Source organism: Streptomyces otsuchiensis (assembly GCF_004305975.1).
Classification (GTDB): Bacteria; Actinomycetota; Actinomycetes; order Streptomycetales; family Streptomycetaceae; genus Streptomyces; species Streptomyces otsuchiensis.
This window is the reverse complement of sequence record NZ_BHZI01000429.1, coordinates 1-3,072: the sequence shown is the minus strand read 5'-3', so window position 1 is coordinate 3,072 and position 3,072 is coordinate 1. Positions and strand designations below refer to the sequence as shown.

Annotated in this window: 3 protein-coding genes; all 3 read right to left on the bottom strand. The window is 76.5% G+C overall.

Annotated elements, in window-relative coordinates:
- Nucleotides 1–29 precede the first annotated feature (29 nt).
- Nucleotides 30–1,121, bottom strand: coding sequence for a pantoate--beta-alanine ligase (panC, locus tag E0D90_RS24685; RefSeq protein ID WP_130800153.1), 1,092 nt, complete (start codon nucleotides 1,119–1,121; stop codon nucleotides 30–32).
- Nucleotides 1,118–2,080, bottom strand: a complete 963-nt coding sequence (locus E0D90_RS24680; protein WP_227870484.1) for a Rossmann-like and DUF2520 domain-containing protein — start codon at nucleotides 2,078–2,080, stop codon at nucleotides 1,118–1,120. Before E0D90_RS24680 ends, panC begins: the two co-directional genes overlap by 4 nt.
- Nucleotides 2,081–2,291: 211 nt before the next feature.
- A complete protein-coding gene (locus tag E0D90_RS24675) occupies nucleotides 2,292–2,969 on the bottom strand; it encodes a response regulator (protein WP_103500564.1) in 678 nt (225 codons plus the stop codon).
- Nucleotides 2,970–3,072 lie beyond the last annotated feature (103 nt).

Below are 3,072 nucleotides of genomic sequence, written 5' to 3'. Positions count from 1 at the left end.
GTCCGGGGGGTCGGTCGGGGTGACGCCGTTCATCGCACAGCCTCGAAGGTCAGCCGGACATTGTCGATCAGGCGGGTGGTGCCGACGCGTGCCGCGACGGCGAGAACGGCCTCGCCCCGGTGACCGGGCCCGTCGCCGGCGGGCTCGTCCGCGCCGGTGCCGGGGATCTCCTCGAAGGTCTCCGGGTCGACCAGCGCCAGGTAGTCGGTGCGCAGCGGCGGGTCGAGGCGGGCGGCGTCCTCCAGTACGGCCCGCGCGGCGGCGACCGCCGAGGCCGGGGAGGCGAGCGCTCCCGCGCCCCGGGCCAGCGCGTGGGCGTCGGCGGAGGCGCGCTCCTCGTGGAGCGCCGCCAGCGCGGCGGCGCGTTCGGGGGAGGCGGGGGCGGCCAGCGCGCGGTCGCGGAGGACGGCCTCGGCGGCGAGCCGGTCACGCGCCGCGAACAGGGCGCGGGAGAGCGCCAGCGCGGTGGTGCGTTCGGACGGCGAGAGGTAGCGGTTGCGGCTGGAGCGGGCCAGCCCGTCCTCCTCGCGGACGGTCTCCACGCCGGCGATCTCCACCGGGAAGTCCAGGTCGCGCGCCATGCGGCGGATCAGCGCCAGCTGCTGGGCGTCCTTCTCACCGAACAGCGCCACGTCCGGCGCGGTGAGGTGGAGCAGCTTCGCGACGACGGTGAGCATCCCGTCGAAGTGACCGGGGCGGTGGGCGCCCTCCAGCCTCTCCCCCATCACCCCGGCGGACACGGTCACCAGCGGACTGCCGTCGGGATAGACCACCGCGCCGTCCGGGGCGAACACCAGGTCGGCGCCGGCCCGGGCGGCGATCCGCAGATCCTCGGGCAGGGTGCGCGGATAGCGCTCGAAGTCCTCGCCGGGGCCGAACTGGAGCGGGTTGACGAAGACGGTGACGACGACCTGGCCCTCCGCGCCCACCCGGCGCCGGGCGGCGCGGACGAGGGCGGCGTGGCCCTCGTGCAGCGCGCCCATGGTCATCACCACGGCGCGCGGGGTGCCGGGGCGGCGGGCGGCGGCCAGTTCGGCGGCGGTGTGGACGGCTCGCGGGCCGGTCGCGGGCCGCGGGCCGGTGCCGTGCGGCACGGCGGTCTCGTGCAGCGGGTCGGTCATGCGCCGTCCTCCGTGTCCGCCTGGCCGCCGGGGCGCGGCCCGGGGCGTTCCCCGGCCAGGGCCTCCAGCAGCCGTTCGGCCTGCTCGGGGCGGAGCAGGCCGTGGTCCAGCGCGCGGTCGGCGGTGGTGCGGGCCATCGCCAGGTAGCCGGGGAGGGTGCCGGGCGCGTGGTCGCGCAGCTGGGCGACGTGCTCCGCGACGGTCCCGGCGTCGCCGCGGGCGACGGGGCCGGTCAGGGCTGCGTCGCCGGAGCGCAGCGCGTTGTCGAGGGCGGCTCCGAGCAGCGGGCCCAGCATCCGGTCGGGGGCGGTGACGCCCGCGTCGCGCAGCACCTCCATGGACTGCGCCACCAGGGTGACGAGGTGGTTGGCGCCCAGCGCCAGGGCCGCGTGGTAGAGCGGCCGGGCGGACTCCTCGATCCACTCCGGCTCGCCGCCCATCTCGATGACCAGCGCGCCGGCCGCCATCCGCAGTTCCTCGGGAGCGGTGACACCGAAGGAGCAGCCGGCCAGGCGCTGCACGTCGACCTCGGTGCCGGTGAAGGTCATGACCGGGTGGAGCGCCAGCGGCAGCGCGCCCGCGCGGCGCGCGGGGTCCAGGACGGCGGTGCCGTAGCGGCCGGAGGTGTGCGCCAGCAGCTGGCCGGGGCGGACGGCGCCGGTGCGCGCGAGGCCGGTCACCAGGTCGGGCAGCGCGTCGTCGGGGACGGTCAGCAGCACCAGGTCGGCACGGGCCAGGACTTCGGCCGGATCGACGATCGCGACGCCGGGCAGCAGCGCGGCGGCGCGCCGCCGGGAGCTGTCGGAGACGGCCGAGGCGGCGACGGGCCGGTGTCCTGCCAGGGCCAGCGCGGCGGCGAGCGCCGGGCCGACCCGGCCGGAGCCGACGACGCCCACGGTGAGCCGGGCCGGGCGGTCGCCGGCGCGGCCCGGCAGGTCTGCTGGGGGTGGTTCGTTCACGGCGCCTTCCGTTCCAGTCCGTCGATCGGTACCGGACGATTGCCGCCATGCTACGGGCCACCCCGTCGCCGCCCGGCCGGGGGCGGGGTGGCGTCCCGGGCGCGGTGGTGCGCGGCGGCGTGGGGTGGTGCGTCGTGGTGCGCGGTGGTGGTGCGGGCGCTGTGCGGTGGTGGTGCGGGCGCTGTGCGGTGGTGCGTTCCGTCCCCGACGGTCAGGCGCCGCGCGCCTGCACCAGGCCGGTCTCGTAGGCGAGGACGACGGCCTGCACCCGGTCGCGGAGCTGGAGCTTGGCCAGGATGCGGCCCACATGGGTCTTGACGGTCGCCTCGGAGACGAACAGCTCCGCGGCGATCTCGCTGTTCGACATGCCCTGGGCGATCAGCACCAGGACCTCACGCTCCCGGTCGGTGAGCTGCGCCAGTTCAGGGTGGTCCGCGCTCTGCGTGGCGGGCAGCAGCGTGGAGAAGCGGTCCAGCAGCCGGCGGGTGGTGGAGGGGGCCACCACCGCGTCGCCGCTGTGCACGGAGCGGATCGCGGCGAGCAGCTCGTCCGGCGGCACGTCCTTGAGCATGAAGCCGGAGGCACCGGCCTTCAGGCCGGTGAAGGCGTACTCGTCGAGGTCGAAGGTGGTCAGGATCAGCACCTTGGGGTCGCCGGGCCCGCCCTCGCCGTCGCGGCAGATGCGCCCGGTGGTCTCGACGCCGTCCAGACGCGGCATCCGCACGTCCATCAGGACGACGTCTACCGGGGTCGAGCGCAGCACCTCCAGCGCCTCCACGCCGTCGCCGGCCTCCGCGACGACCTCCATGTCCGGCTGCGCGGCGAGCACCATCTTGAAGCCGGTGCGGAGCAGGACCTGGTCATCGACGAGCATCACGCGGATCGACATGGGGCGGTGTCTCCTTGGGACGGTGCCGTACGCCGGTCGGCGGGCGGCGGTGGTGCGGGCGGTACCCGGGGGCGTGACGGGGTTCTTCCGGTCAGTCCGGCGG

Bases quoted from the DNA above. Each gene is read 5' to 3' on its own strand.
- panC (WP_130800153.1), bottom strand. From the start codon at position 1,121: ATGACCGACCCGCTGCACGAGACCGCCGTGCCGCACGGCACCGGCCCG.
- E0D90_RS24675 (WP_103500564.1), bottom strand. From the start codon at position 2,969: ATGTCGATCCGCGTGATGCTCGTCGATGACCAGGTCCTGCTCCGCACC.